This is a genomic window from Enterobacter ludwigii (genome assembly GCA_023023105.1).
Lineage (GTDB): Bacteria > Pseudomonadota > Gammaproteobacteria > Enterobacterales > Enterobacteriaceae > Enterobacter > Enterobacter adelaidei.
The window spans coordinates 3,809,857-3,832,503 of the sequence record CP083824.1 but is presented as its reverse complement, the minus strand read 5'-3'; the positions used below and the strand labels follow the sequence as shown (position 1 = coordinate 3,832,503).

General features: G+C 52.5%; 20 protein-coding genes and 1 tRNA gene. 15 read left to right on the top strand and 6 right to left on the bottom strand.

What is annotated here, in order from left to right:
• The first annotated feature begins 67 nt into the window (after positions 1-67).
• Together gcvP and LCD46_18465 are read left to right on the top strand one after the other, a co-directional pair.
• Entirely contained in the window at positions 68-2,941 is a 2,874-nt protein-coding gene (gcvP, locus tag LCD46_18470) for an aminomethyl-transferring glycine dehydrogenase (protein ID UOY70016.1), read from the top strand.
• 70 nt (positions 2,942-3,011) lie between these two features.
• Complete coding sequence (locus LCD46_18465) at positions 3,012-3,755, top strand: SDR family oxidoreductase (GenBank protein UOY70015.1); 744 nt, start codon at positions 3,012-3,014, stop codon at positions 3,753-3,755.
• 32 nt (positions 3,756-3,787) lie between these two features.
• Here LCD46_18465 and bglA read toward each other — a convergent pair whose 3' ends face one another.
• Both bglA and LCD46_18455 read right to left on the bottom strand, forming a co-directional pair.
• Complete coding sequence (gene bglA / locus LCD46_18460; protein UOY73001.1) at positions 3,788-5,221, bottom strand: 6-phospho-beta-glucosidase BglA; 1,434 nt, start codon at positions 5,219-5,221, stop codon at positions 3,788-3,790.
• 116 nt (positions 5,222-5,337) lie between these two features.
• Positions 5,338-6,069 carry a MurR/RpiR family transcriptional regulator gene (locus LCD46_18455; protein ID UOY73000.1) on the bottom strand — a complete coding sequence of 244 codons (732 nt, stop codon included), beginning with the start codon at positions 6,067-6,069 and terminating at the stop codon, positions 5,338-5,340.
• 266 nt (positions 6,070-6,335) lie between these two features.
• Here LCD46_18455 and LCD46_18450 point away from each other — a divergent pair, with 266 nt between their 5' ends.
• Positions 6,336-6,995, top strand: a complete 660-nt coding sequence (locus LCD46_18450) for a hemolysin III family protein (protein ID UOY70014.1) — start codon at positions 6,336-6,338, stop codon at positions 6,993-6,995.
• 84 nt (positions 6,996-7,079) lie between these two features.
• Here the strand turns inward: LCD46_18450 and ygfZ are convergent, their stop codons facing one another.
• On the bottom strand, positions 7,080-8,060 hold the full coding sequence (gene ygfZ, locus LCD46_18445) for a tRNA-modifying protein YgfZ (protein ID UOY70013.1): 981 nt from the start codon (positions 8,058-8,060) through the stop codon (positions 7,080-7,082).
• Between the two features lie 294 nt (positions 8,061-8,354).
• Between ygfZ and sdhE the strand changes: the two genes are divergently transcribed.
• A complete protein-coding gene (gene sdhE, locus LCD46_18440) occupies positions 8,355-8,621 on the top strand; it encodes an FAD assembly factor SdhE (protein UOY70012.1) in 267 nt (88 codons plus the stop codon).
• Positions 8,602-9,012: a protein YgfX gene (locus tag LCD46_18435; protein UOY70011.1), complete on the top strand. Its 411-nt coding sequence runs from the start codon at positions 8,602-8,604 to the stop codon at positions 9,010-9,012. Before sdhE ends, LCD46_18435 begins: the two co-directional genes overlap by 20 nt.
• 6 nt (positions 9,013-9,018) lie before the next feature.
• Here LCD46_18435 and fldB read toward each other — a convergent pair whose 3' ends face one another.
• Positions 9,019-9,540 (bottom strand): flavodoxin FldB, encoded by a 522-nt coding sequence (gene fldB / locus LCD46_18430; protein UOY70010.1) that lies wholly within the window; start codon positions 9,538-9,540, stop codon positions 9,019-9,021.
• 101 nt (positions 9,541-9,641) lie between these two features.
• On the opposite strand from fldB, the gene xerD reads away from it, so the two are divergent.
• The 5 genes from xerD to lysS all read left to right on the top strand — a co-directional run bounded on the left by xerD (position 9,642) and on the right by lysS (position 15,735).
• Positions 9,642-10,538 carry a site-specific tyrosine recombinase XerD gene (gene xerD / locus LCD46_18425; GenBank protein ID UOY70009.1) on the top strand — a complete coding sequence of 299 codons (897 nt, stop codon included), beginning with the start codon at positions 9,642-9,644 and terminating at the stop codon, positions 10,536-10,538.
• A 28-nt stretch (positions 10,539-10,566) separates the two neighbouring features.
• Positions 10,567-11,280 (top strand): bifunctional protein-disulfide isomerase/oxidoreductase DsbC, encoded by a 714-nt coding sequence (gene dsbC / locus LCD46_18420; protein ID UOY70008.1) that lies wholly within the window; start codon positions 10,567-10,569, stop codon positions 11,278-11,280.
• Positions 11,281-11,285: 5 nt separating this feature from the next.
• Positions 11,286-13,019 carry a single-stranded-DNA-specific exonuclease RecJ gene (gene recJ, locus LCD46_18415; protein ID UOY70007.1) on the top strand — a complete coding sequence of 578 codons (1,734 nt, stop codon included), beginning with the start codon at positions 11,286-11,288 and terminating at the stop codon, positions 13,017-13,019.
• Positions 13,020-13,109: 90 nt separating this feature from the next.
• Positions 13,110-14,208, top strand: a protein-coding gene (prfB, locus tag LCD46_18410; protein ID UOY70006.1) for a peptide chain release factor 2 whose coding sequence is annotated in 2 segments (ribosomal slippage) — positions 13,110-13,184 and positions 13,186-14,208 — 1,098 coding nt in all. Because the reading frame shifts where the segments join, the coding sequence is not laid out codon by codon here.
• Between the two features lie 9 nt (positions 14,209-14,217).
• A complete protein-coding gene (lysS, locus tag LCD46_18405; GenBank protein UOY70005.1) occupies positions 14,218-15,735 on the top strand; it encodes a lysine--tRNA ligase in 1,518 nt (505 codons plus the stop codon).
• 38 nt (positions 15,736-15,773) lie between these two features.
• Here lysS and idi read toward each other — a convergent pair whose 3' ends face one another.
• Entirely contained in the window at positions 15,774-16,316 is a 543-nt protein-coding gene (gene idi / locus LCD46_18400; GenBank protein UOY70004.1) for an isopentenyl-diphosphate Delta-isomerase, read from the bottom strand.
• A 213-nt stretch (positions 16,317-16,529) separates the two neighbouring features.
• Here idi and LCD46_18395 point away from each other — a divergent pair, with 213 nt between their 5' ends.
• From LCD46_18395 to LCD46_18385, 3 genes are all read left to right on the top strand, one after another.
• On the top strand, positions 16,530-17,222 hold the full coding sequence (locus LCD46_18395) for a peptidoglycan DD-metalloendopeptidase family protein (protein ID UOY72999.1): 693 nt from the start codon (positions 16,530-16,532) through the stop codon (positions 17,220-17,222).
• 80 nt (positions 17,223-17,302) lie between these two features.
• Positions 17,303-17,376: transfer RNA gene (locus tag LCD46_18390), tRNA-Gly, on the top strand.
• A gap of 840 nt (positions 17,377-18,216) precedes the next feature.
• Positions 18,217-19,364, top strand: a protein-coding gene (locus LCD46_18385) for an IS3 family transposase (protein ID UOY70003.1) whose coding sequence is annotated in 2 segments (ribosomal slippage) — positions 18,217-18,454 and positions 18,454-19,364 — 1,149 coding nt in all. Because the reading frame shifts where the segments join, the coding sequence is not laid out codon by codon here.
• Between the two features lies 1 nt (position 19,365).
• Here the strand turns inward: LCD46_18385 and LCD46_18380 are convergent.
• Positions 19,366-20,493: a PAAR domain-containing protein gene (locus LCD46_18380; protein ID UOY70002.1), complete on the bottom strand. Its 1,128-nt coding sequence runs from the start codon at positions 20,491-20,493 to the stop codon at positions 19,366-19,368.
• Between the two features lie 251 nt (positions 20,494-20,744).
• Here LCD46_18380 and LCD46_18375 point away from each other — a divergent pair, with 251 nt between their 5' ends.
• Positions 20,745-21,284 (top strand): GNAT family N-acetyltransferase, encoded by a 540-nt coding sequence (locus LCD46_18375; protein UOY70001.1) that lies wholly within the window; start codon positions 20,745-20,747, stop codon positions 21,282-21,284.
• 165 nt (positions 21,285-21,449) lie between these two features.
• Positions 21,450-22,570 (top strand): IS3-like element ISSen4 family transposase gene (locus LCD46_18370; GenBank protein UOY70000.1). Its coding sequence is split into 2 segments (ribosomal slippage): positions 21,450-21,708 and positions 21,708-22,570, totalling 1,122 coding nucleotides; the frame shifts between segments, so codons are not numbered across the junction.
• Positions 22,571-22,647 lie beyond the last annotated feature (77 nt).

The window sequence follows — 22,647 nt, the reverse complement described above, 5'->3', positions numbered from 1 at the left end:
TCACCCTAACCCTCTCCCCATGGGAGAGGGAACTTAAATTCACTGCACGTTTCAGGAACCATCGCTCATGACACAGACTTTAAGCCAGCTTGAAAACCGTGGCGCCTTCATTGAACGTCACATTGGGCCGGATGCTCAGCAACAGCAGGAGATGCTGAAGACAGTTGGCGCGGATTCATTAAACGCACTGATCGGCCAGATTGTGCCAAAAGATATCCAGCTTGCCACGCCGCCTCAGGTGGGGGAAGCCACTACGGAGTTCGCCGCACTGGCGGAGCTGAAGGCCATTGCCGGCCTGAACAAGCGCTACAAGTCTTACATTGGCATGGGCTACACCAACGTGCAGTTACCGCCGGTTATCCTGCGCAATATGCTGGAAAATCCAGGCTGGTACACCGCTTATACACCTTATCAGCCAGAAGTGTCTCAGGGTCGTCTGGAAGCGCTGCTGAATTTCCAGCAGGTAACGCTGGATCTGACTGGCCTGGATATCGCTTCCGCGTCTCTGCTGGATGAAGCGACTGCCGCGGCAGAAGCCATGGCAATGGCCAAACGCGTAAGCAAGCTGAAAAATGCGAACCGCTTCTTCGTGGCCGCCGATGTTCATCCGCAAACCCTGGACGTTGTTCGCACCCGTGCGGAAACCTTCGGTTTTGACGTGATTGTCGACGATGCAGACAAAGTGCTGGATCATCAGGACGTCTTCGGCGTGCTGCTGCAGCAGGTAGGCACCACCGGTGAAGTTCACGACTACAACGCACTGATTGCCGAGCTAAAATCCCGCAAGGTAGTGGTCAGCGTCGCCGCTGATTTTATGGCGCTGGTATTGCTGACTGCGCCGGGCAAACAGGGCGCGGATATTGTCTTCGGCTCTGCACAGCGCTTCGGTGTGCCGATGGGCTACGGTGGCCCACACGCGGCGTTCTTCGCTGCAAAAGATGAATTCAAACGCTCCATGCCGGGCCGTATTATCGGGGTCTCAAAAGACGCTGCCGGTAACACTGCGCTGCGCATGGCGATGCAGACTCGTGAGCAGCATATCCGCCGCGAGAAAGCGAACTCCAACATTTGTACCTCGCAGGTTCTGCTGGCCAACATCGCCAGCCTGTACGCGGTCTTCCACGGTCCGGTTGGCCTAAAACGTATTGCCAGCCGTATTCACCGCCTGGCGGATATTCTGGCCTGCGGCCTGCAACAGAAAGGCCTCAAGCTGCGTCATGCCCATTACTTTGACACGCTGTGTGTTGAAGTGGCAGACAAAGCAGCAGTACTGGCGCGTGCGGATGCCGCGGAGATCAACCTGCGCAGCGATATTCACAATGCGGTCGGTATTACGCTGGATGAAAGCACCACCCGCGACGATATCCTGAACCTGTTTAACGTGTTGCTGGGTGATGCACACGGCCTGGACATTGATACGCTCGATAAAGAGGTTGCCCTCGACAGCCGTTCTATCCAGCAAAGCATGCTGCGTGATGATGCGATCCTGACGCATCCGGTCTTCAATCGCTATCACAGCGAAACCGAGATGATGCGCTATATGCACTCTCTGGAGCGTAAAGATCTGGCGCTGAATCAGGCGATGATCCCTCTGGGCTCTTGCACCATGAAGTTGAACGCCGCTGCTGAGATGATCCCTATCACCTGGCCTGAGTTCTCTGAACTGCACCCGTTCTGCCCACCTGAGCAGGCGGAAGGTTATCACCTGATGATCAATCAGCTTTCCGACTGGCTGGTGAAGTTGACGGGGTATGACGCGCTCTGCATGCAGCCAAACTCCGGTGCACAGGGTGAATATGCCGGTCTGCTGGCGATTCGTCATTATCACGAAAGCCGTAACGAAGGGCATCGTGATATCTGCCTGATCCCAAGCTCCGCACACGGTACCAACCCGGCCTCTGCCCAGATGGCGGGGATGGAAGTGGTGGTGGTGGCTTGCGATAAGAACGGTAACATTGACCTCGCCGACCTGCGTGCAAAAGCCGAACAGGCTGGCGACAAGCTCTCCTGCATCATGGTGACCTACCCGTCTACTCACGGTGTGTATGAAGAGACAATCCGTGAAGTGTGCGAAGTAGTGCATCAGTTTGGCGGCCAGGTTTACCTCGACGGCGCGAACATGAACGCCCAGGTTGGCATTACCTCTCCGGGCTTTATCGGCGCGGATGTGTCGCACCTGAACCTGCATAAAACTTTCTGCATTCCGCACGGCGGTGGCGGCCCGGGTATGGGGCCAATTGGCGTAAAAGCGCACCTGGCACCGTTTGTTCCGGGTCACAGCGTCGTGCAAATCGAGGGGATGCTCACCCGTCAGGGCGCGGTCTCTGCGGCACCGTTTGGTAGTGCCTCTATTCTGCCAATCAGCTGGATGTACATCCGCATGATGGGTGCAGAAGGGCTGAAGCAGGCAAGCCAGGTGGCGATCCTGAACGCCAACTATATTGCGACTCGTCTGAAGTCTGCTTTCCCGGTGCTCTATACCGGCCGTGATGGTCGCGTGGCGCACGAGTGCATTCTGGATATTCGTCCACTGAAAGAGCAGAGCGGCATCAGCGAACTGGATATCGCCAAGCGTCTGATCGACTACGGATTCCACGCCCCGACTATGTCGTTCCCGGTAGCGGGTACGCTGATGGTGGAGCCAACGGAGTCCGAAAGCAAAGCCGAGCTGGACCGCTTTATTGATGCGATGCTGGCGATCCGCATGGAGATCGATCGCGTGCTGGACGGCGAGTGGACGCTGGAAGATAACCCGCTGGTTAACGCACCGCACACCCAGCATGAGATGGTGGCAGAGTGGAACCACGGTTATTCCCGCGAACTGGCGGTCTTCCCGGCAGGTGTGGCAAACAAATACTGGCCGACCGTGAAGCGTCTTGATGACGTGTACGGCGACCGCAACCTGTTCTGCTCCTGCGTGCCGATGAGCGAATACCAGTAATATTGTTGGTGTAGTAACCCAGGCCGGGTAAGGCGTAGCCGCCACCCGGCTTTTTTATTGGGAGAAGCGTATGAGCATTGCACTTGTAACAGGCGCCAGCCGCGGCATCGGGAAAGCCACCGCGCTGCAACTGGCACGCGAAGGCTATACCGTGGCGGTGAATTATCAGCACAACATTAAAGCCGCGACGGACGTCATCAGGCAGATCGTTGAAGCGGGTGGTAAAGCCTTTGCCGTCCGCGCAGATATCAGCGATGAAGCTCAGGTGCTGAGGATGTTTGACAGCCTCGATCGTGAAGGTGAGCCGCTTACTGCGCTGGTCAATAATGCGGGCATTTTGTTTGAGCAATCCACTATCGAGAATCTCTCCGCGGAGCGCATTAACCGCGTCCTGGCGACCAACGTCACGGGCTACTTCCTCTGCTGCCGGGAAGCGGTGAAGCGCATGTCCTTCAAACATGGCGGCAAGGGTGGGGCGATCGTGAATGTCTCTTCCGCGGCGTCGCGCCTGGGCGCGCCGGGTGAATATGTGGATTATGCCGCGTCCAAGGGGGCGGTGGATTCGCTGACAACCGGGCTATCGCTGGAGGTGGCGGCACAGGGCATTCGCGTCAACTGCGTGCGTCCGGGTCTGATCTATACCGATATTCATGCATCGGGCGGTGAACCGGGGCGCGTAGACCGGGTTAAGTCGATGCTACCGATGCAGCGCGGCGGCCAGCCGGAAGAGGTGGCCCAGGCGATAGTCTGGCTGCTGAGCGAGAAGGCGTCGTACGTCACGGGCAGTTTTATAGAGCTGGCTGGCGGGAAATAAATGCCGGGTAGCGTCATGCCACCCGGAAAAAATTACAGCGCCTCGCCGTTGCTGGCAATCACGCCTTTATACCACTCGAAGCTTTTCTTACGGGAACGCGACATGTCGCCAGTACCGTCGTCGTGTTTGTTCACATAGATAAAGCCGTAGCGCTTGCTGTACTGGCCGGTGGTGAACGACACGCAGTCGATGCAGCCCCACGGGGTATACCCCATAAGATCCACACCATCGTGCGTGACCGCCTTCATCATTTCTTCCACGTGAGCACGCAAATAGTCGATGCGATAGTCGTCGTTGATGCTGCCGTCTTCTTCTACTTTGTCGTATGCACCGAAACCGTTTTCTACGATAAACAGCGGTTTCTGATAACGCTCGTACAGCTCACACAGGGAATAGCGCAGGCCAACCGGATCAATCTGCCAGCCCCAGTCAGACGCTTTCACATGTGGGTTCGGTACGCTGCCCTCAAAGCCGGAAATGGCATCACCGGTGCCGCCTTCTGCTTTCACAGCGTTGGTCATGTAATAGCTGAAACCTAAATAGTCACAGGTTCCTTCACGCAGGATCTGTTCGTCACCCGCTTCCATTTTGATGGAGAAACCACGGCGTTCCCACTCGTTCAGCACATAAGATGGGTAGTAACCACGCAGCTGGACGTCGGTAAAGACATAGCGCTCGCGCATGGATTCCTGAGCAAACATCACATCTTCTGGTTTGCAGGAGAATGGATAGAGTGCAACCATCGCCAGCATGCAGCCGACTTTCATCTCTGGGTTAATACGACGGGCGGCTTTTACCGCCAGAGCGCTGGCCACGAACTGGTGGTGCAGCACCTGATACATGGTTTCTTCCGGGTTGTCGTGCTCGGTATAGACCACCCCAGAGCAGCAGTAGCCGAACAGCGGCGCGCGCCAGTTGCGCTGGTTGTTGATTTCGTTAAAGGTCATCCAGTATTTGACCTTGTTTTTGTAGCGCTCAAATACCACTTCCGCGAAGTGCACAAAGAAATCGACCACTTTACGGTTAGTCCAGCTGCCATACTCCTGAACCAGATGCAGCGGCATTTCGAAGTGGGAGAGGGTGATGACCGGCTCGATGTTGTATTTGAGCAGCTCGTCGAACATGTCGTCGTAGAACTTCAGTCCTTCTTCGTTTGGCTGTGTCTCATCCCCTTTCGGGAAGATGCGCGTCCAGGCGATAGAGGTACGAAAGCACTTGAAGCCCATTTCCGCAAACAGCTTGATGTCTTCTTTGTAGTGACCGTGGAAATCAATCGCTTCATGGTTTGGGTAGTATTTACCCGGCACCACTTCCCGGGTGATTTCTCGCGGAACGCCGTGTGCGCCACCGGTCAATACGTCGCAGATGCTTGGCCCTTTACCGCCTTTGTTCCAGCCGCCTTCAACCTGGTGAGCGGCAACTGCGCCACCCCATAAAAAATCTTTTGGTAAGGTCAATTTTTTCATCATTACTATTCTCAATATATGGCTTATTGATTTCGAGTCTAGCAAAGTGAAATTAAATGTCACGATATAACAATTTGTGTGAAATGTGATTTGTCACATCAAAAAAACAGGGTGTTTTATTCTGTCAATTTCTTCGCCAGTTTGCGGCCGAGAGATTCCAGAATATAGATAACGGGGATTTGCGTGGTGATATCATAAACGCCCCCAATACGCGTCTGGGGGACATGCCATGAGAGATTAAAGTCTGCCAGTTTTGCCAGACGCGAGTGTTCGTGGCTGGTAATGGAGAGCACCTTGCAGTGATGCAGGCTGAACTGGCTGGCGAAACGCAGGATCTCCTCAGTCTCACCGGAGACAGAAAGCACAATCGCCAGCGCATTTTTAGCCATATCATTGGTGACCGGGAAATAAGGATCGTCGATATGGTTGCTGAATTTACCAATATTTGAAAAGAAACGTGCACCATATTTTGCCAGAGAGCCTGACGTACCCGCGCCGACAAATATAATTCGCTCAGAAGACAAAATAATATCTACCGCGTTATCTAATAACGCATCGAACTCTTCATTATTCACGCTTTTAAAGAAGCTGATAATTTCGCTGGTACCGAAGTTTGCCTGCTGGGGCTCGTTTTGCTCCAGATAGAGTTTGAAGCGTACGCGAAATTCAGAATAACCTTCGCAGTTGAGCTTGCGGCAAAAGCGCAGGATCGTAGTGGTTGAGACACCAGCCGCGTCCGCCAGCTCGCGGATGGTCATGTACATGACTTTGTCACGATTTTTAATGACATAGTTGTAGACCATCATCTCCAGATTATTGAGACTGGCAATGGCGGTGTGGGTGAACATAGTCACAATGGCAAAACTCTCATTCAGACCTCATCCGTCCATCATAACATGCAGCCAGATTGCAGGATCCAATTTTATGCTATTGATTCATAATGATTAAATTTTTATGTGAACAAATGTTAGGTGAATAGATTATTTATGTATATGATTTTTATATACAAAAAATCATGATGAAAATATTTTAGCTAACAGGTGTTCACTGGAATCATTCTCAGTTAGCATAGTCTTGCGATGAATAATCATCTTTTGTTTTCCCGGAGTTTTGTATGGCGAGCAGACCATTAATCGCACAGGGATATTCGCTGGCTGAGGAAATAGCCAACAGCATCAGCCACGGCATTGGCCTGGTGTTTGGGATTGTCGGTTTAGTATTATTGCTGGTGCAGGCGGTAGACACCAATGCCAGCGCGATGGCCATTACCAGCTATAGCCTGTATGGCGGGAGTATGATCCTGCTGTTTCTGGCTTCTACGCTGTATCACGCAATTCCGCATCAACGGGCCAAGATGTGGCTTAAGAAATTTGACCACTGTGCCATCTATCTTCTTATTGCCGGTACCTATACGCCTTTTCTGCTGGTGGGGCTCGATTCACCGCTCGCCCGCGGCCTGATGATTGTTATCTGGAGCCTGGCACTGCTGGGGATCCTGTTTAAGCTGACGATTGCCCACCGGTTTAAGATATTGTCACTGGTGACCTATTTGACGATGGGCTGGCTGTCGCTGATTGTGGTTTATCAGTTGGCAATCAAACTGGCGGCGGGTGGGGTAACATTGCTGGCTGTTGGCGGGGTGGTTTATTCGCTGGGCGTGATTTTCTACGTTTGCAAGCGTATCCCTTACAACCACGCTATCTGGCACGGTTTTGTACTGGGCGGCAGCGTGTGTCACTTCCTGGCGATTTATTTGTACGTGGGGCAGGTGTAGTTTTTAGTCGGGTGGCGGCGGCGCCTTACCCGACCTACGGGATCTGTAGGCCCGGTAAGCGCAGCGCTACCGGGCGATACAGAATTACTCTTCCAGCGAATACGGTAGTGGTTCAATACTCAATGTATTGGCATCGTCACGCACGCGGAACACGCTATTGGCTTCCATGTCATTATTCATAACGGCCTGAACCAGAAGACGGCCATCTTCCAGCTGTACGGCTGCTAACACGGTGCCGGTGCGGCGCCAGTTATCACCCATCTTCAGCTCTAAATCTTCGCCCGCTTCAGGTACACGGCTGGCATGACCCGCGAGTGTCCACAGCGCACGTTTGTTTGCCCCGCGGAATTTTGCACGAGCCACCATCTCCTGGCCGGTGTAACAGCCTTTCTTAAAGCTGATACCACCCAGAGCCTGGAGGTTGGTTGCCTGAGGAATAAACTGCGCGCTGTTTGCTGCGTCAATCACCGGCAGACCTGCTTCAATGTTCAGTGCCAACCACTGCTGACTGTTGTTGAACTGGGCCTCACCGCGTAGCGCCTCGGTCACGCGCTCTGCTGTGGCGACATCCGTCACTAACAGGAAACGCTCCTCCGGGTGTTCGAACCACAGGATAGAGCTAGCACCTTCGCTGACTACCTGTTTTTCGGCATCGGGCAATTCGCTGAACAGATTTTTCAGCGCGGCACGCGCCTGAAAACCCGCCACACCCAGCAGGATATGTTCGTCGTCCGGGGCAATCGTGACTTTGGAAAAGACGGCGTACTTTTTCAGCTCTTTGAGTTGGGCGTCTTGCAGGCTACGGCGCTCAATAAAGGCAAAGCCGCCCTGACGGCGGAAGAGACGCAGGTTACTCCACATTTTGCCTTTAGGGTCGCAATGTGCGGCCAGCAGGTGCTGGTGTTCAGTCATCTGGCTGACATCGGCGGTCACCTGACCCTGCAGGTATTTTTCGGCATCGGCTCCGGTGAGTGTTGCCAGCGCCCAGTCATCAAGAGAAATAAGCGTCAGCGGCAGACGCGCAGAGGCGGCGGGCTGGCGAGGAGAAAATGGTGTAAATGCCATAACGATATCCTGAATTGCTTAACGCTTTAATAATGCCTAATGGTAAAAGAGCCTGCTGGCAATGCAAGCGCTTTCAGCAGACCATTTGTGCCATAAACCGGTTCTGCGTAACGCCACGCAAAATAGTGTAATCCGCTGTCTTCGTGGGGTTTATTCTGGAAGCCTGCTTGTAGATCGCAAGATTCCAGTAAAGAAACGGTCAAAAACACGTTACACTAGCTGGTGTCCCCGTAGCGAAATCAAGAACACTGAACGGGGTACCGACTGTGCCAAACGTAATGCAGGAAACAGAACATGGATATTAACAACAAGGCCCGTATTCACTGGGCATGCCGTCGCGGCATGCGTGAACTTGATATTTCCATCATGCCTTTCTTCGAATATGAGTATGACAGCTTAAGCGATGATGATAAGCGTCTGTTTGTTCGCCTGCTTGAGTCTGACGATCCAGATTTATTCAACTGGCTGATGAACCACGGCAAACCCGCCGACACCGAGTTGCAACGGATGGTGCAATTAATTCAAACACGGAATCGGGAACGTGGTCCTGTGGCAATCTGATCTTCGCGTCTCGTGGCGTTCTCAGTGGATGTCTTTATTGCTCCACGGCCTGGTTGCGGCCATTGTATTACTGATGCCATGGCCGTTGAGCTATACGCCTCTGTGGCTGCTGTTACTGTCATTTGTCGTTTTTGACAGCGTACGCAGCCAGCGTCGCATTAATGCCCGTCAGGGAGAAATTAAACTCCTGATGGATTCCCGCCTGCGCTGGCAGGGTAAAGAGTGGGATATTCTCGGGATGCCCTGGATGCTCAACTCCGGCATGATGTTACGGTTACGCAATGTGGACGGTGGGCGTTGTCAGCATCTGTGGTTGGCGGCTGACAGTATGGATGCTTCAGAGTGGCGAGACCTGCGCCGGATGTTATTGCAACAGTCGACGCAGGAGTAAAGTGCGTTAGCTAAACTGTTCTGCCATTTCGCCCAGAATCTGCTCGCACCACGTTTGCAGGCGATCATCGCTGAGATCGTACTGGTTGGTTTCATCCAGTGCGAGTCCAACAAACAGCTCGCCATCGGCAATAATCGGCTTTTTACTGGTGAACTCATACCCTTCGGTTGGCCAGTAGCCGATAAACGTAACGCCTTTCGGTACCAGTTTATCGTGCAGCATACCGAGTGCATCCAGGAACCATTCTCCGTAACCTAATTGATCACCCATGCCGTACATGGCGATAATTTTGCCGCTGAGGTTGAGCGTATCAAGCTGGTCCCAGATAGCTTCCCAGTCTTCCTGTATCTCACCGAAATCCCAGGTTGGGATACCGAGGATCAACACGTCGTACTGCTCCATCAGCGTGAGTGCGTCATCTTTCAGGTTATGCAACGTCACCAGTTCCGGGCCAATGATGTCGCGAATTTTCTCTGCCGCCATTTCGGTGTAGCAGGTGCTGGAACCATAGAACAGACCAATATTCATCGCGTAACTATCTCAATTCTTGCTTTGACTTTGCGCGTAGTGTACCAGAAACCTGTAGCAATCAGGCATAATGGCCTGACTGCAGAATCAAAGGGGCTGATGTGGAAAAGGATCTCGCACTGATCGAACAGTTTCTCGACGCGCTGTGGCTGGAGAAAAACCTGGCTGAGAATACGCTCAGTGCGTACCGGCGCGATCTCACCATGCTGGTTGAGTGGCTGGCCCGTCGGCAGCTCTCGCTGGCGAGCGCGCAAAGCGACGACCTTCAGGCACTGCTCGGTGAACGCGTGGAAGGGGGATACAAAGCGACCAGCTCTGCGCGCTTGCTCAGCGCCATGCGTCGTCTGTTCCAGCACCTCTATCGTGAGAAAATTCGCGAAGACGATCCCAGCGCGCTGCTGGCATCCCCGAAACTTCCGCAGCGGCTGCCGAAAGATCTTAGCGAAGCACAAGTTGAGAGATTATTACAGTCACCCGCAGTTGACCTGCCGCTGGAGTTACGCGATAAAGCCATGCTTGAGCTATTGTATGCTACCGGCTTGCGCGTTTCTGAACTGGTTGGTCTGACGATGAGCGACATCAGCCTGCGTCAGGGTGTGGTTCGTGTAATCGGTAAAGGAAACAAGGAAAGGCTGGTACCGCTGGGAGAAGAGGCGGTTTACTGGCTGGAAACGTACCTGGAGCACGGCCGTCCGTGGTTGCTCAATGGTGCTTCTATCGATGTTCTGTTCCCGAGCCAGCGCGCGCAGCAGATGACACGGCAAACGTTCTGGCATCGCATCAAGCATTACGCCACACTGGCGGGTATCGACAGTGAAAAGCTTTCGCCGCACGTATTGCGTCATGCTTTCGCGACGCATCTGTTAAACCACGGCGCTGATTTACGCGTGGTGCAGATGTTGCTGGGGCATAGCGACCTTTCCACGACGCAAATTTATACTCATGTCGCGACGGAACGCCTGCGGCAGCTACACCAACAGCACCACCCTCGTGCGTGAGTGCCGACGAATTGTAACAGGATCAAATATGAAAAAGTCTTTTGCGCTGTTCACCCTGCTGGCAGCCTCATTTACCGGTTTCGCCCATGCGGATGACGCCGCAATCAAACAGTCGCTGGCTAAGCTTGGCGTCACGGGTAGCGATATTCAGCCAGCACCGGTTGCTGGCATGAAAACGGTGCTGACGAGCAGCGGCGTGCTGTATGTCACCGAAGACGGCAAACACATTATTCAGGGGCCAATGTACGATGTGAGCGGCGCGCAGCCGGTAAACGTCACCAACCAGCTGCTGATGAAAAACCTGAACGCGCTCGAAAAAGAGATGATTGTCTACAAAGCGGCGCAGGAAAAACATGTTATTACCGTCTTCACTGACATCACCTGTGGCTACTGCCACAAACTGCATGAAGAGATGAAAGACTACAACGCGCTGGGCATTACCGTGCGTTACCTGGCTTTCCCACGTGCAGGCGTGCAGAGCCAGCCAGAGCAGGATATGAAAGCTATTTGGTGTGCAAAAGACCGCAACAAAGCGTTTGATGATGCGATGAACGGTAAAGCTGTTACACCTGCATCCTGCGACATTGACATTGCCAACCACTATGCACTGGGCGTGCAATTTGGCGTGAGCGGTACGCCGGCGATTGTCCTGAGCAACGGCTATGTTGTTCCAGGTTACCAGGGACCAAAAGAGATGAAAGAGTTCCTCGACGCGCACCAGAAACAGTTTGGTGGTAAATAATCCGCGTGAAAGCCCCAATAAAATTGCGCCGCCGCGAGGTGGCCGAGCAGATTGATTTGCCAGACGATCTTCCACCACTGCTGAAACGGCTCTACGCCAGCCGTGGCGTGCGTACCGCTGAAGATCTTGAGCGGAGCGTGAAAGGGATGCTGCCCTGGCAACAGCTGAATGGCATCGAAAAAGCCGTGGAAATGCTCTACAACGCGTTTCTGGAAGGAACGCGAATCGTGGTGGTGGGGGATTTCGATGCAGACGGAGCAACCAGCACTGCATTAAGTGTACTCAGCCTGCGCGCGCTGGGTTGCAATAACGTGACCTATCTTGTGCCGAACCGGTTTGAAGACGGCTACGGCCTCAGCCCGGAAGTGGTCGATCAGGCCCATGCCCGCGGTGCACAGATGATCATGACCGTGGACAATGGGATCTCCTCCCATGCGGGTGTCGATCATGCCCATAAGCTTGGGATCCCGGTGCTGGTCACCGATCACCACCTGCCGGGTGACACACTCCCTGCAGCGGAAGCGATCATCAACCCAAACCTGCGCGACTGTGATTTCCCGTCGAAATCACTGGCGGGTGTAGGGGTGGCGTTTTATCTGATGCTGGCGCTGCGTACGCTGTTGCGCGACAAAGGCTGGTTTGACTCCCGCGGGATTGCCGTACCCAATCTGGCCGAGTATCTCGACCTGGTGGCGCTGGGGACAGTTGCAGACGTGGTGCCGCTTGATGCCAATAATCGTATTTTGACCTGGCAGGGTTTAAGCCGCATTCGGGCGGGCAAATGCCGTCCGGGAATTAAGGCCTTGCTGGAGATTGCCAACCGTGACCCGCTCAAACTGGCGGCCAGTGATTTGGGCTTTGCCATCGGACCGCGTCTGAACGCAGCCGGAAGGCTGGACGATATGTCCGTCGGCGTCGCACTGCTGCTTTGCGACAATATTGGTGAAGCGCGTGTCCTTGCCAATGAACTGGACGCTCTGAACCAGACCCGTAAAGAGATTGAGCAGGGAATGCAGGCAGAAGCGCTGACCTTGTGCGAAAAACTTGAACGGAGTGGCGATACGCTGCCTGGCGGTCTGGCGATGTATCACCCCGAGTGGCATCAGGGCGTAGTAGGCATTCTGGCGTCGCGCATTAAAGAGCGTTTCCACCGTCCGGTGATCGCGTTTGCCCCGGCAGGGGACGGCACGCTGAAAGGCTCCGGTCGTTCGATTCAGGGCCTGCACATGCGCGATGCGCTGGAGCGTCTTGATACGCTTTACCCGAATCTCATGATCAAGTTTGGTGGCCACGCGATGGCGGCAGGCTTGTCGCTGGAAGAGGCGAAATTCGATGAGTTCCAGCGTCTGTTTGGCGAGCTGGTGACCGACTGGATCGACCCGGCCCTGTTGCAAGGGGAAGTAGTATCTGATGGCGAGCTTGCCCCCGCTGAGATGACGATGGATGTGGCACAAATGCTCCGCGATGCCGGTCCATGGGGGCAGATGTTCCCGGAGCCGTTGTTTGACGGCCGTTTCCGTCTGTTGCAACAGCGTATTGTCGGCGAACGCCATCTGAAAGTGATGGTTGAACCCGTGGGCGGTGGTCCGTTGCTGGATGGTATTGCCTTCAATGTTGACACGGCGATATGGCCGGACAACGGCGTGCGCGAGGTTGAGCTGGCGTACAAACTGGACATCAACGAGTTTCGCGGTAACCGCAGCCTCCAGATCATCATCGACAATATCTGGCCAATTTAGCGGCAGTAATCTCTATAAAAAAGGGCGTGGATTCGGTACAATCCCGCTCTTATCACCGCATTTTGACAAGTCCATAAAAGAAAACAGACCATGTTTGAAATTAATCCGGTAAAAAACCGTATTCAGGACCTCACGGAGCGCTCTGACGTTCTTAGGGGGTATCTTTGACTACGATGCCAAGAAAGAGCGTCTTGAAGAAGTAAACGCCGAGCTGGAACAGCCTGACGTCTGGAACGAACCTGAGCGCGCACAGGCGCTGGGTAAAGAGCGTTCCTCTCTCGAAGCTATCGTAGATACGCTGGATCAAATGGCTCAGGGGCTGGAAGATGTTTCCGGTTTACTGGAGCTGGCTGTAGAAGCCGACGACGAAGAAACCTTTAACGAAGCCGTGGCAGAACTCGACGTTCTGGAAGAGAAGCTGGCGCAGCTTGAGTTCCGTCGCATGTTCTCCGGCGAATATGACAGCGCTGACTGCTATCTCGATATTCAGGCCGGTTCTGGCGGTACTGAAGCGCAGGACTGGGCCAGTATGCTGACGCGTATGTATCTGCGTTGGGCAGAAGCACGCGGCTTCAAAACCGAAATTATCGAAGAATCTGAAGGTGAAGTTGCGGGTCTGAAATCCGTGACCATCAAAATTATTGGCGATTACGCCTACGGCTGGTTGCGTACTGAAACCGGCGTTCACCGCCTGGTACGTAAGAGCCCGTTCGACTCCGGTGGACGTCGTCATACCTCCTTTAGTTCTGCATTCGTTTACCCGGAAGTTGACGAAGATATTGATATCGAAATTAACCCGGCTGACCTGCGTATTGACGTTTACCGCGCATCTGGCGCGGGTGGTCAGCACGTTAACCGTACAGAATCTGCGGTGCGTATCACCCACATTCCAACCGGGCTGGTAACGCAATGCCAGAATGACCGTTCCCAGCATAAAAACAAAGACCAGGCCATGAAGCAGATGAAAGCGAAGCTTTATGAACTGGAAATGCAGAAGAAAAATGCTGAGAAACAGGCGATGGAAGATAACAAGTCTGACATCGGTTGGGGCAGCCAGATCCGTTCTTATGTCCTCGATGACTCCCGCATCAAAGACTTGCGTACCGGGGTTGAAACCCGCAACACGCAGGCGGTGCTGGATGGCAGCCTGGACCAATTTATCGAAGCAAGTTTGAAAGCAGGGTTATGAGGAACCAACATGTCTGAACAACAAGCACAGGGCGCTGACGCGGTAGTCGATCTTAACAACGAACTGAAAACCCGCCGCGAGAAGCTGGCAGCACTGCGTGAGCAGGGCGTGCCGTTCCCGAACGATTTTCGTCGTGACCATACCTCAGACCAACTGCACGCTGATTTCGACGGTAAAGAGAACGAAGAGCTGGAAGCTCTGAACGTAGAAGTGTCAGTGGCAGGCCGTATGATGACCCGTCGTATCATGGGTAAAGCCTCTTTCGTGACCTTGCAGGACGTTGGCGGCCGTATTCAGTTGTACGTTTCCCGTGACGATCTGCCAGAAGGCATCTACAACGAGCAGTTCAAGAAATGGGACCTGGGCGATATCCTGGGCGCGAAAGGTAAACTGTTCAAAACTAAGACCGGTGAACTGTCTATCCACTGCACCGAACTGCGTCTGCTGACCAAAGCCCTGCGCCCGCTGCCGGACAAATTCCACGGCCTGCAGGATCAGGAAGCGCGTTATCGTCAGCGTTACCTGGATCTCATCTCTAACGATGAATCCCGCAATACCTTCAAAATTCGCTCCCGGATCATGGCCGGTATCCGCCAGTTCATGGTTAACCGCGACTTTATGGAAGTGGAAACCCCAATGATGCAGGTGATCCCTGGCGGTGCGTCTGCACGTCCGTTCATCACCCATCACAACGCCCTGGACCTGGACATGTACCTGCGTATCGCGCCGGAACTGTACCTGAAGCGTCTGGTGGTGGGTGGTTTCGACCGCGTGTTTGAAATCAACCGTAACTTCCGTAACGAAGGTATCTCCGTTCGTCATAACCCAGAGTTCACCATGATGGAACTCTATATGGCGTATGCGGATTACAAAGATCTGATCGAGCTGACAGAATCTCTGTTCCGTACCCTGGCACAGGATATTCTGGGCACCACGCAGGTCCCTTACGGTGAAGAAGTGTTCGACTTCGGCAAGCCGTTTGAAAAACTGACTATGCGCGAAGCGATCAAGAAATACCGTCCGGAAACCAACATGGCCGATCTGGATAACTTCGACTCTGCGAAAGCGATCGCTGAAAGCATCGGTATCAAGGTTGAGAAGAGCTGGGGTCTGGGCCGTATCGTGACCGAGATCTTCGAAGAAGTGGCCGAAGCGCACCTGATTCAGCCGACCTTCATCACCGAATACCCGGCAGAAGTTTCTCCGCTGGCGCGTCGTAATGACGTGAACCCGGAAATCACTGACCGTTTCGAGTTCTTCATCGGTGGCCGTGAAATCGGCAACGGCTTTAGCGAGCTGAACGATGCGGAAGATCAGGCTCAGCGCTTCCAGGATCAGGTTGACGCGAAAGCGGCAGGCGATGACGAAGCGATGTTCTACGACGAAGACTATGTGACTGCGCTGGAGCACGGCCTGCCACCAACTGCAGGTCTGGGTATTGGTATCGACCGTATGGTGATGCTGTTCACTAACAGCCACACCATCCGTGACGTAATCCTGTTCCCGGCGATGCGACCGGTGAAATAAGGCGTTAAGATGTAAAAAAAGCCCCGAAAGGGGCTTTTTTATTGCGCCGCGAAGGCTTTGAGTTTTTCGCGGGCGGTCGTCGCTTCCATGACCATCCAGGGGCTAAAGGCCCAGGGCGTCGCGTCCAGCGCGCTGAATAACGTGTCCAGTTCAATCCACTGATACTCCATCACTTCACCTTCGTTTATCGTCACTTTATTGGTGATGCGGGCAGCAAATACCGGGCAAATTTCGTTTTCTACTATCCCGGAAGGGTCGATTTCGCGGTAGCGAAAATCTGATGCGACAGGGGTGATATCGGTAATTTCGGCGCCGACCTCATAGCGGCAGCGTCGGATAATAGCCTGCTCCGTCTCTTCACCCGATTGTGGATGTCCGCACACGGAGTTAGTCCAGACACCCGGCCAGGCTTTTTTGCTTAACGCGCGTCGGGTCACCAGACATTCGCCTTTGGCATTAAACAGCCAGGTGGAGAAAGCCAGATGCAGCGGGGTATGCGAGGTGTGAGCGGCGTACTTTTCCTGAGTGCCAATCACCATTCCCTGGTCATTTACCAAAATAACGTGTTCTTGAATACTCATTCATGCTCCAGTGCCAAAATGCCGAGTGGTTCAGCACCATCAGCCGGGGCATTATACGGCATTCTTATACGAACGGTTTATCCCACAGAGCGGAAAAGGGCTGACCCATATCTATCCGGACTGTTATCATAGAGCGCCATTCACGCTGACCGAGGATCTGTTTTGTTTGCAGGAAGCCTGACGAGAAATCCCATCACCGCCATTATTTACCTGATGCTAACGCTATTGCTGGCAGGTTGTTCAGGGAGCAAATCTTCGGATATGGGTAGCTATTCCGGTTCGGTCTATACCGTTAAGCGCGGGGACACCCTGTATCGAATTTCGCGCGCTACGGGGACCAGCGTGAAGGATCTGGCGCGGTTAAATAATCTCTCTCCGCCATACACCATCGAGGTGGGTCAGCAACTGAAGGTTAGCGGTGGAACGTCTTCTGGTAAAAAATCCTCGTCGAAGGGCAAAACTGCCAAAGTGACGCCATCCTATCAGGTGCCTCAATCGTCATGGCCACCGGTTGGACAGCGCTGCTGGATTTGGCCTGCCAGCGGTAAAGTGGTCGCCCCTTACTCACTCTCTGAAGGTGGCAACAAGGGTATTGATATTGCCGCTACACGCGGTACGCCGGTTTATGCCTCTGGGGCAGGGAAGGTGGTTTACGTCGGTAATCAGCTGCGCGGTTACGGCAATCTGATTATGATTAAGCACGGTGAAGATTACATCACGGCCTATGCTCACAACGACACGATGCTGGTTAACAACGGGCAGAACGTCAAAGCAGGGCAGAAGATTGCCACCATGGGCAGCACCGGTACGGATTCGGTTAAGTTGCACTTCCAGATCCGCTATAAGGCGACGGCCATCGATCCGCAGCGTTATCTTCCGGCTCCTGGTAGCAAACCGAAGTGCTAAGTGATTATTTTATCGCCATTTAGTTGTGAAGAGGCTTGTATGAAGGTGCGTAAGGTCTATAATGCCATACGCACCTCAAAGCGGGCGTAGTTCAATGGTAGAACGAGAGCTTCCCAAGCTCTATACGAGGGTTCGATTCCCTTCGCCCGCTCCAATCTTATGATAAATCAACTGGTTATGATTTATCAGTTAGTTACGTTGCCCTGCTTAAGCAGGTACAACTTAAACTACCCATTGTTCTACGCCCGCACCTGTCGCGTAATTGGTCTGTGGTACAAGGGAGCATATCATCACGCTGGCGGTGGTTCCTGGTTCTTACCACGACAGCAAAATATGGAACAAAAAGCCCAATACCTGGCATAACTCCCGAACAGAATGATCACACGCATTTTAAGCCCGATGCGTGGCCCCATGAGCCACGTAAACAGGTGAATAGTGGTAATGCCCCGGTAGCTACAGATCCGGCTCTGCTAGCGCTTCGCTTACGCTCCTAACGGTACACGAGCACCCTGATAAGGTGTGATCCTTCTGACAATCTGATGAAGTCGCTACGCTCCGCTTGTCTTCTTACCACTAACGGGGCTTTATGGCCTCTATTGTCTATAACCAGGGAGAAGGGGAAAGGCTGGAGACTTCCAGCCTTTGGCGGTCATCTTACTTTCTTGAAGATGAGCAAGATCAAAACAATACAAATGGCACTACCGACAAATGCAGTAATTAAGAGGTTATCCACTGACCGCGATAAGTCATCTATGATCGCTTCACATAAACGAGCTTCCATCTGACCAGTTGAAGGGGGGCCGTTGTATTTCCGGGTTAGCCCAAAATCAAGCACTGGTATCATCAAGGCGATAGAGTAGATGGCGAATACTAAAGCAATGCCTCCCCATCGAAGGATAGCCTTTGCTCTATTCGTCAATGTCATACGAGGTGAATCGCCACGCGTTTAACAGACACCTCAGAGTCATTTAAGATGACTTAAAGAGAGGTGCCCATGAGCGGTAAGCGTTATCCTGAAGAGTTTAAAACTGAAGCAGTCAAACAGGTTGTTGATCGCGGTTATTCTGTTGCCAGCGTTGCAACACGTCTCGATATCACCACCCACAGCCTTTATGCCTGGATAAAGAAGTACGGTCCGGATTCTTCCACTAATAAAGAACAGTCAGATGCTCAGGCCGAGATCCGCCGTCTCCAGAAAGAGCTGAAACGGGTTACCGACGAACGGGACATATTAAAAAAAGCCGCGGCGTACTTCGCAAAGCTGTCCGACTGAGGTACGCCTTTATCCGTGACAACTCCTGTTGCTGGCCTGTTCGCCTGCTCTGTCGGGTGCTGGATGTTCATCCCAGTGGTTTTTACGCCTGGCTTCAGCAGCCGCATTCACAACGCCATCAGGCAGACCTGAGACTGACAGGACAGATTAAACAGTTCTGGCTGGAATCGGGATGCGTCTATGGTTATCGCAAAATCCATCTGGATCTGCGTGACAGCGGGCAACAGTGCGGAGTAAACAGAGTCTGGAGACTGATGAAACGTGTCGGAATAAAGGCTCAGGTCGGATACCGAAGCCCGCGGGCACGTAAAGGCGAGGCCAGTATCGTGTCACCCAACAGGCTCCAGCGACAGTTCAATCCGGATGCTCCTGATGAGCGTTGGGTAACGGACATAACCTACATCAGGACCCACGAAGGCTGGCTGTATCTTGCCGTTGTTGTTGATCTGTTCTCACGCAAAATTATCGGCTGGTCCATGCAATCCCGGATGACAAAGGACATTGTCCTGAACGCACTGCTGATGGCTGTATGGCGGCGTAATCCCGAAAAACAGGTGCTGGTTCATTCGGATCAGGGCAGTCAGTACACAAGCCATGAGTGGCAGTCGTTCCTGAAATCACACGGCCTGGAGGGTAGCATGAGCCGTCGCGGTAACTGCCATGATAATGCGGTTGCAGAAAGTTTTTTCCAGTTGTTGAAACGTGAACGGATAAAGAAAAAGATCTACGGAACGCGGGAAGAAGCCCGCAGTGATATTTTTGATTACATCGAAATGTTTTATAACAGTAAGCGTCGGCATGGTTCTAGCGAACAGATGTCACCGACAGAATATGAAAACCAGTATTATCAACGGCTCGGAAGTGTCTAGATTATCCGTGGCGATTCAAACCACCTAAAACGCCGCCAATAGTTCCGCCAGAATAACCCGAAGATGATCCAACCGTTGATGCACTATTAGCAAGCCCTTCCTCCACTCGACCTGTCAGGCTCTCAGAATTTGGCTTGAAGTGGTCGATATTCGGATACTGCTCCCTGAATTTGCTGGTAACTTCTATAACGTTCATTGAGGACAGAGAGTCGCTCTTCTCCGTCAAGTAACGCTGTAATGATACAGGGATAGTGAAATCTTCTTCATTGTCGATACGAAGCTGTGTCGTTGTTGATGTGTAGCTGGTATCGAAGATATTGGTCCCTGCCTTTCTGATAGCTTTCACTGTATGAGTGGTGCAGTTGCTCCCGGTGAGATCGTAAACGTCTATCACTTTTCCGTTTCGTTTGGTGCGTTCCCCCATTGAATTTGTGAATACGGGAGTCGTACCTGAGTTCCATAGAGATTCAAAAATTCTGCGGGTTTCTTCGGGTGTAACGTCATCGATCTGGAATACTCTTGCCCGAACTTTGTAGAGTTCTTCACGATAGTAAAGGCGAGCATCATCACCAGTTAGGAAGTTAAGAATCCCATCACCTGTAAGTGTGGCGGGGCCTTTTCGACCAAAGCGCCCGTAGGTGTAAACGTAGATTGAATTATTCTGATGTACGGATACGAAAGCGTGTCCTGCATCCGTGGTTTCAGTCCAGATGTAAACGCCGTTCAATAGCTGATTATCTTCTGGCTTGCAGGTGTCAGCAAAATTATCAGTTTCAGGACCTGCTATCGGGCCGGGGAGAACGGGAAATTCAACGTTGTGGGATTGAGCAGCGTTGGTTTCCGTTTGTCCCGTAGATAACTCGTAAGTGTCAAAGATGGAAGGAATAAAACGTGATTTGCAGGGGCAGGAGCTACGGCTGTGCAGTGTTCCGGCTATCCTTTTTCCATGTATATCATCGGTATCAAGACCGCCACAGATACGGTAACGGCCTGGATGTTTACCACAGGTTACTTGATGGCCTTCACATGCCATGTCTTTACCGAAAAATTGATGGTCAGGGAATCCTTCGAGAATCCTACCACCGCAAACTGTCTTATCACCTCTGAATAAAAAGTGACCAACGGCCATTCATCCTTATCCTTATGTTACTTGTAAGTCCATGCGGAAAGTGTAGTCTTTTGGCTCTGGCGAGTAAATGAGCAAATGTAACAAAATCAGCGTGTAAGCGTGGTTAAATTTGAGTTAAGCAACACTAAGGGAAGGGGGGGCGCCTCCTCGCATTATTCTCTCAAAGCCTGTAACCACATCATAAGCAAATGAAGCTGGCTTCCTGGTGGTTGGCGGCCCCTGCCACCTCAAAAGACTACTGAGGAGGTAAAATGTTCTGGGAATCGGAAAGGCTGCTATACAGGCATGCTGTGATGTCAGATTTGGAGGACTTGTTTCGTATTTACGCCAATCCAGAAACAAATGTTTGTAACCCGGCTGGCCCACATCGCGATATTCAGCAGTCCAGAAATTCTCTGGAAAAACGGATAACAAATACAACTCTCTACGGCTTTAATGATTGGGCGATAATGACTAAAGACAACCCAAATAAAATCATTGGTTTTGGTGGTTTTTTTGTAAGTGATACCGATGGGAAGCTGATTAACAATCTCGGTTACAGATTCGAGCCTAATGAATGGGGCAAAGGGTATGCTACTGAGCTTTCCAGAAGAGCTATTAGCTATGGGTTTGATGAAGTAGGTTTAAAAGACATTTCAGCTTTCCTTTGGGAGGATAATCTCGCGTCTAAGAGAGTACTTGAAAAGGTTGGGATGAGATTCGTTGAGAGATCCGAGAAAACCGACAACGAGCCAACATCTTTAACGTTCAGACTTACTTATGACGAATGGTTGGCTTATGGCGGTGATTAATAAAATTCATTTTCCTGCTTGGACCAAGGTTGGAAGTAGTGCCAGCGTAAACACTAAGCTGTTTTTGCATGTTCGTTTTTTACTTGCGCCATTGTGACCTGCTCCCCGTTGATTAGTACACCCCGATGTTAGTAATGTCTTCATAAGCCACATGAGGACATCCCCATGAAGAAGCGTTTTTCCGACGAACAGATCATCAGTATTCTCCGCGAAGCCGAAGCTGGGGTACCCGCCCGTGAACTCTGCCGCAAGCATGCCATTTCCGATGCCACGTTTTACACCTGGCGTAAGAAGTATGGCGGTATGGCGGTGCCTGAAGTTAAGCGCCTGAAGTCGCTTGAGGAAGAGAACGCCAGACTCAAGAAGCTGCTTGCCGAAGCCATGCTGGATAAAGAGGCGCTTCAGGTGGCTCTTGGGCGAAAGTACTGACGACAGACCAGAAGCGGGAAGCCGTGATGTTGATGTGTGATGCGACCGGTCTGTCGCAACGTCGTGCCTGCAGGCTTACAGGTTTATCCCTGTCGACCTGCCGCTATGAGGCTCACCGTCCGGCTGCTGATGCGCATTTATCAGGGCGCATCACTGAGCTGGCACTGGAGCGCAGGCGTTTTGGCTACCGTCGTATTTGGCAGTTGCTGCGCCGTGAAGGGCTTCATGTTAATCATAAGCGCGTGTACCGGCTTTATCACCTCAGTGGCCTGGGCGTAAAACGCAGAAGACGTCGTAAAGGGCTGGCAACAGAACGTCTGCCGCTGCTCCGTCCGGCGGCGCCCAATCTGACCTGGTCGATGGATTTCGTCATGGACGCACTTTCCACCGGTCGCAGGATCAAGTGTCTTACCTGCGTCGATGATTTCACAAAGGAATGCCTGACGGTCACTGTTGCCTTTGGGATTTCAGGCGTTCAGGTCACGCGTATTCTGGACAGCATTGCACTGTTTCGAGGCTATCCGGCGACGATAAGAACTGACCAGGGGCCGGAGTTCACTTGCCGTGCACTGGATCAATGGGCCTTTGAGCATGGTGTTGAGTTGCGCTTAATCCAGCCGGGCAAGCCAACGCAGAACGGATTTATTGAGAGCTTTAACGGACGATTTCGCGATGAATGTTTGAATGAGCACTGGTTCAGCGATATCGTTCATGCCAGGAAAATTATTAATGACTGGCGGCAGGATTATAACGAATGCCGCCCGCACTCCACGCTGAATTATCAGACACCGTCTGAATTTGCAGCGGGCTGGAGAAAGGGTCATTCTGAGAATGAAGATTCCGACGTTACTAACTGAGTGTTGTATCTAATCGTGGGGGCAGGTCAATTGCGAGAGGGATTGAACGACCTGATTGAAGGCCACCCCATTCTGAT